Here is a 6,041-nt window from a genome sequence, read left to right on the forward strand (position 1 = left end):
CCCAACAGCTCCAGCACCAACCGCTTCAGATCGGCGTTCGACAGGCCATCAAGATCCGGGGCCGGTGACATGCAGGGGATTGAATCAGAATTGTCGCTGCGCCGGAACCCCGACCCGCCAGCTCAGCCCGGACTTTTGCCAATGTTACTCGAAATCTCCGTAAGTGTCTGAAGCATCATGGGTTCTCTCGCTGATCACCAAAAACACCCGCCTACCGTCAATTCCAGCTTCGAAATCAGGGTGTTACCCGTCACGCCAAGGGCGTGCGGTCCAAATCTGGATGCGGAACAGGAATTTCCCCCTTTTGGCGAAACCCAGCTACTGTTTCAGCCACCCGCGCAGTGATCTCGCGTTTCAAATCCGCTGCGAGATGCCAGTAATGGACCTCGTTTACACGGGCTGAATTGCCGAGCACTCTTCCCATGGCTTCAGGACCATAACCCAGCTTCGCCCCTACGCTATTCCAGCTTCGGCGAAGATCGTGAAGCGTTACGCGGTCTCTGCCCTCGTGTAGCCCCGCCTCCTTGCGGATGGTGAGCCAACCCTTATCGACGCTCGCGATGTGTCCATCACGAGCGTCAGGTCGAGGAAACACCCAGTCGCAACAGCGAGGAATTGTTCGGAGTAGCTGTTCGAGCGCATCGCTCATAAAGACATCCAGAACACCATCGTGCCGGTCGGTCTTGTGCTCGACAACCCGGATCACCCGCTGCACGAAGTCCACGTTTTCCCACCGGAGACGGAATGCTTCGGTCTTCCGCAACGGGGATAACATCAAGAACTCGATGGCCCAGAGAGAAACGTTTGGAATTACGCCCCGATAGCGGTGGCGTTCGAGTGCTGCCCAGAGGCGCTGGTACTCCTCGGAGGATAGCACGCGATCCCGTCGCGGCTTCCTCACACTGATTACGATCACGAATGGATTTCGACTATCCCCAACAAGGTCTCGCTTTTCCGCCCACGCCCATATCGCTCGGGACCATTGGATGATCTTTGCCCGCACATGCGGCGCTTGCCGAAGTCGATCATAAACCCGTTGCACCTGTCCCCTTGTCAGGTCTGACACCAAAACGTCCCCGAAATGGCGACGTATATGGAGACGACCGAACCGGCTGACTTCCTTGAACGAACTTTCCTTATGATGCCCCTGAGCCCAGACAAGGTAACGGTCGATCACTTCGTTAAACAAAGTTGCGGATGCCAGTTCAACTTTCCGCTCCCAAGCTGGATCATGACCTTCACTGATGCGCCCGAGCAGTACCCGTGCCTTCCGGCGAGCCTCATCCGTATTGATCACCCCAAACTGACCGATTCGAAACTCACGCTGCCGCTTATCGCGAGAGCGGTATCTCAGAATGAATTGCACCTTCCCAGTCGTGTAGACCTTGGCCCCGAAGCCGCCGATGTCAGTGTCCCAACTTCGGCCTACGGGGAGTTTTCTCATAATCGCATCCGAGAGCCTGAGCTTCCGCTTCAAAGGAGGAGCCATATCGCGTTTCCCGACCTACCTATGCCAACACCCTGATTTCGAAGCTGGAATTGACGGTAGGCGGGTGTTTTTGGTGATCAGCGAGAGAACCCATGATGCTTCAGACACTTACGGAGATTTCGAGGATGGCGCATCCATACGCTGAGGATGCTCCATCCTTGCCTTTCCGCCAGCCATCAAATAGCCATCACGGAAACGTCTCGGGACCGTTCCCAGACCGTTTCATCCAACAACGTCTACGCACGGTTTCACCAACGTTTTGAATGACTTGAGTGAACGTCGCGAACCGAGCCAAGGAGTCTTTTAATGGTCCCCCGTTACAGCCGTCCCGAGATGGTGGCCATCTGGTCGCCGGAAACCAAGTTCCGCATCTGGTTCGAGATCGAAGCCCATGCCACCACGGCACTCGCCAATCTCGGCGTCGTGCCCAAGGAGGCAGCGGAGACGGTCTGGGAGAAGGGCTCCAAGGCCACCTTCGACGTGGAGCGGATCGACGCCATCGAGCGCGAGGTGAAGCATGACGTCATCGCCTTCCTCACCCATCTGGCCGAGATCGTTGGTCCCGAGGCGCGCTTCGTCCATCAGGGCATGACCTCCTCGGACGTGCTCGACACCACCTTCAACGTGCAGCTCGCCCGCGCCTCGGACCTTCTGCTGCGTGATCTCGACGAGCTCCTCGCCGCCATCAAGCGCCGCGCCTTCGAGCACAAGATGACGCCGACCATCGGCCGCTCCCACGGAATTCACGCCGAGCCCACCACCTTCGGCCTCAAGCTTGCCCAGGCCTATGCGGAGTTCGAGCGCTGCAAGGTCCGGCTGATCGAGGCGCAGCGGGAGATCTCCACCTGCGCCATCTCCGGCGCCGTCGGAACCTTCGCCAATATCGACCCCGGCGTCGAAGAATATGTGGCCGAGCAGATGGGCCTGTCCGTCGAGCCGGTCTCGACCCAGGTCATTCCGCGTGACCGGCACGCCATGTATTTCGCAACGCTCGGCGTCATCGCTTCCTCCATCGAGCGGCTGGCCACGGAAGTGCGCCACCTGCAGCGCAGCGAAGTTCTGGAGGCGGAAGAGTTCTTCTCGGCGGGCCAGAAGGGCTCGTCCGCCATGCCGCACAAGCGCAATCCGGTGCTCACCGAAAACCTGACGGGACTTGCCCGCATGGTCCGGGCCTATGCCATGCCGGCCATGGAGAACGTGGCCCTCTGGCACGAGCGGGACATCTCCCACTCCTCCGTCGAGCGCATGATCGGCCCCGACGCGACCGTGACCCTGGACTTCGCGCTCGCCCGCCTCACCAACGTGATCGACAAGCTCGTGGTCTATCCGGAGAACATGCAGAAGAACCTGGACCGCCTCGGCGGTCTCGTTCACTCGCAGCGGGTTCTTCTGGCGCTGACCCAAAAGGGCGCCTCCCGCGAGGACGCCTATCGGCTCGTCCAGCGCAATGCCATGCCGGTCTGGCGCGGTGAAGGCGACTTCCTCACCCTTCTGAAGAACGATGCCGACGTGACGAAGTACCTGCCGGCGGACGAGATCGCGGCCTGCTTCGACCTCGGCTACCACTACAAGCATGTGGATACGATCTTCGCGCGGGTCTTCGGCGCGAGCGGCGCATAGCTGGGGGGCTGGAAATTTTTCCACAATGAGCAAGAATCCCTGGCAGGGCATCGGACCCAAAAGTGGAATCCACTTTTGGGATCGGTTCCGATGCCTCTCTTGAAGAGCGCATCGTCCAATGCGGAAAACCGGGGCCACTTTTCCGTCCGATGCGCTGGGAGATCAACGGCGCGGGGATTGTTGCCATGCTGTCGGAGAAGCTTCTCGATCTTGCATTCACGCGGGCCGTGAAACACGGCTCCCTGGAGATGACGACGGCCGGTGGCCGGCGTTTCACCTTCGGAGACGGGACTGAACCCCAGGTATCGATCCGCTTCACGGACGCCCCGGCCCAGATGGCGCTCTGCCTTCATCCGGAACTGAAGCTCGGTGAATTGTTCGTGGAGGGTCGCCTCGTCATCGAGAACGGCACCATCCTCGACCTGCTCCAGCTCCTTCTCCAGGATACCCACGGGGAACTCGACGAGCTCCCTCTCCATCGCCTGCGCAAGATCCGCGCCAAGATGATGCGCCGTGCCGAGAACAATGCGGCCCGGTCCAAGCGCAACGTCGCCCACCATTACGATCTCGACGGTCGGCTTTATTCCCTCTTCCTCGACAGCGACCGACAGTATTCCTGCGCCTATTTCGACGATCCGGATGTGAGCCTCGAAGGGGCCCAGATGGCCAAGAAGCGGCACATCGCGGCCAAATTGATGGTTGATCCAGGCCAGAGCATCCTGGACATCGGCTCGGGCTGGGGCGGTATGGGGCTCTATCTCGCTCAGGTTGCCGGAGCAGGCTCGGTCAAGGGCGTCACGCTCTCGGAGGAACAGTTGGAGGTTTCGCGCAAGCGATCCGCCACGGCCTGCCTTCAGGATCGGGTGCAGTTCGAGCTTCAGGACTATCGCCTCACGAAGGGCTCGTTCGACCGGATCGTCTCGGTCGGCATGTTCGAGCATGTGGGCGTGTCTTCCTATGACGCTTATTTCCAGACCTGCCGGAACCTCCTGAAGGCGGACGGAGTCATGCTCCTCCACACCATCGGGCGATCGGGCACGCCCTATCCGACCAATCCCTGGATCACCAAGTACATCTTCCCCGGCGGGCACCTGCCCGTGCTTTCGGAGATAATGCCCGCCATCGAGCGCGCGGGACTGATGGTGACGGATATCGAGATCCTGCGCCTGCACTATGCCTACACCCTGAAGGCCTGGCGCGAGCGCTTCATGGCTCACCGTGAGGAGATACTGCGCCTCTACGACGAGCGCTTCTGCCGGATGTGGGAATGCTACCTTGCCATGTCCGAATCCGCGTTCCGCTGGCAGGATGCGGTGGTGTTCCAGCTCCAGCTCGCCCAGCGCAACGATGTTGTGCCCCTGACCCGCGATTATATCGCGGAGCGGGAGACCGCCCTGAAGGAGGCGGAGCAGAATATGGAGTTGAAGCGGAGCGCTTGAACCCGTCGGGATGGGTCTTTATCTCCGAGGCATGAAAACTTCCGATTGCGACATCCTCATCGTTCCAGGCCACACGAATTCCGGCGAAGACCATTGGCAGAGCCGATGGGAGCGCCAGCTCTCGACTGCTTGGCGCGTCGAGCAGGAGAACTGGGACGCTCCCAACAAGGACGCCTGGGTCGAGCGCATCGTGCGCGACGTGGAGCGGGCCAAGAAGCCCGTCGTGCTCGTCGGCCACAGCCTCGGCGTGCTGGCCATCGCCCATGCGGCGCCGCAGCTCGCAGGCGGCAAGGTCCGGGGCGCCTTCCTGGTCAGCGTGCCGGACGTGGAGAGGCCCGACTTCATCCCGGCCATCGACCGGGCCTTTGCGCCGATCCCGCGCGAGCCTTTCCACTTCCCTTCCATTCTCATCGCCAGCCGGACCGATCCTCATTGTGACTATGCCAAGGCGGAAGACATCGCCTATGCCTGGGGCTCCGCCATCGTGGATGCGGGCGATGCGGGCCACCTCAACACGGAAAGCGGCCATGGTCCCTGGCCTGAGGGGCTGATGCGCTTCGCAGGGTTCCTGAAGCGGCTCTGAGGCGCCGCCGCGTCCTTTCCACCGTCATGCTTGGCCTCGCTGACGCTCGCCCCGAAATGACGGTGTCAGCGGGCCGGAAGGGTTCTTCGAATACCTTTTCCACAGGACGAAAAGTTCATGCGCCAGTCACCTGAGTGAGAGCAGGATCGGAGCAATCTAATCCTATCGCCACCACGGAGGATATTCGCATGAAGACCATTGCCACCATCGCCCTTGCCGCTCTGCTGGCCGGCACGGGCACCTATGCCCTCGCGCAGCAGACACCTGCTCCGGATGCGCCGGCGGCCTCCCAGGATCAAGGGCGCCAGGACCGCCGTCCCCGCATGAGCCAGGACGATTTCAACCGGCTCGTCGATGCCCGCATCGCCTCGATCAAGGCCGGCCTGAAGCTTTCCGCCGATCAGGAGCGTCTCTGGACACCCGTGGAGACCGCCATCCGCACCTCCGCCACCGAGCGCTTCTCCAGCTTCGAGCAGCGCCCGACCCGCGAACAGCGCCAGTCCGTGGATTTCATGCAGCGCCTCGAGCAGCGTAGCACCATGAGGACCGAGGGCGCGCAGCGCTCGGCCGCCGTCACCACCGCCCTGCGCCCGCTCTGGAACACCTTCAGCGAAGACCAGAAGCGGATTGCGCCGCGCCTCCTGCGTGAGGCTGTCGATTTCGACGGCCCACGCTGGAATGACCGCGGCGGGCGCCGCGGCCACGGCCGCGACCATCATCGCATGGGGATGCATCAGGGCGGGCCCCGCGGCCCCGTGCAGCAGCAGTAACATCCGACAGCAAATCGGGATAGGGGGGAGCCTCGCGGTTCCACCCCTCCCACACCACCGTACATACGGGTCCGTATACGGCGGTTCGTCGGATTACTCGACTGGCTGGACGTGGACAGAGGCGAGGCCGAGGCCTCTGA

At 61.6% G+C, this 6,041-nt stretch carries 5 protein-coding genes; 4 read left to right on the forward strand and 1 reads right to left on the reverse strand.

The window, feature by feature from the left end; translation table 11 throughout:
• Positions 1-250 precede the first annotated feature (250 nt).
• Positions 251-1,489: a tyrosine-type recombinase/integrase gene (locus FS320_RS36235; RefSeq protein ID WP_152717186.1), complete on the reverse strand. Its 1,239-nt coding sequence runs from the start codon at positions 1,487-1,489 to the stop codon at positions 251-253.
• A gap of 306 nt (positions 1,490-1,795) precedes the next feature.
• Here FS320_RS36235 and purB point away from each other — a divergent pair, with 306 nt between their 5' ends.
• From purB to FS320_RS36255, 4 genes are all read left to right on the forward strand, one after another.
• Positions 1,796-3,109, forward strand: coding sequence for an adenylosuccinate lyase (purB, locus tag FS320_RS36240; RefSeq protein WP_152717187.1), 1,314 nt, complete (start codon positions 1,796-1,798; stop codon positions 3,107-3,109).
• 185 nt (positions 3,110-3,294) lie between these two features.
• The gene (locus FS320_RS36245; RefSeq protein ID WP_152717190.1) at positions 3,295-4,548 is read left to right on the forward strand and encodes a cyclopropane fatty acid synthase; all 1,254 of its coding nucleotides are present in this window, start codon (positions 3,295-3,297) and stop codon (positions 4,546-4,548) included.
• 31 nt (positions 4,549-4,579) lie between these two features.
• On the forward strand, positions 4,580-5,131 hold the full coding sequence (locus tag FS320_RS36250; RefSeq protein WP_152717188.1) for an RBBP9/YdeN family alpha/beta hydrolase: 552 nt from the start codon (positions 4,580-4,582) through the stop codon (positions 5,129-5,131).
• A 188-nt stretch (positions 5,132-5,319) separates the two neighbouring features.
• Complete coding sequence (locus FS320_RS36255; RefSeq protein ID WP_152717189.1) at positions 5,320-5,901, forward strand: Spy/CpxP family protein refolding chaperone; 582 nt, start codon at positions 5,320-5,322, stop codon at positions 5,899-5,901.
• Positions 5,902-6,041: the final 140 nt, after the last annotated feature.

This window comes from Microvirga tunisiensis, assembly GCF_009296175.1.
GTDB classification, from domain to species: domain Bacteria; phylum Pseudomonadota; class Alphaproteobacteria; order Rhizobiales; family Beijerinckiaceae; genus Microvirga; species Microvirga tunisiensis.

Excerpts from the sequence above, each read along its gene's own strand:
- FS320_RS36235 (WP_152717186.1), bottom strand. The coding sequence starts at position 1,489 with ATGGCTCCTCCTTTGAAGCGGAAGCTCAGGCTCTCGGATGCGATTATG.
- purB (WP_152717187.1), top strand. The coding sequence starts at position 1,796 with ATGGTCCCCCGTTACAGCCGTCCCGAGATGGTGGCCATCTGGTCGCCG.
- FS320_RS36245 (WP_152717190.1), top strand. The coding sequence starts at position 3,295 with ATGCTGTCGGAGAAGCTTCTCGATCTTGCATTCACGCGGGCCGTGAAA.
- FS320_RS36250 (WP_152717188.1), top strand. The coding sequence starts at position 4,580 with ATGAAAACTTCCGATTGCGACATCCTCATCGTTCCAGGCCACACGAAT.
- FS320_RS36255 (WP_152717189.1), top strand. The coding sequence starts at position 5,320 with ATGAAGACCATTGCCACCATCGCCCTTGCCGCTCTGCTGGCCGGCACG.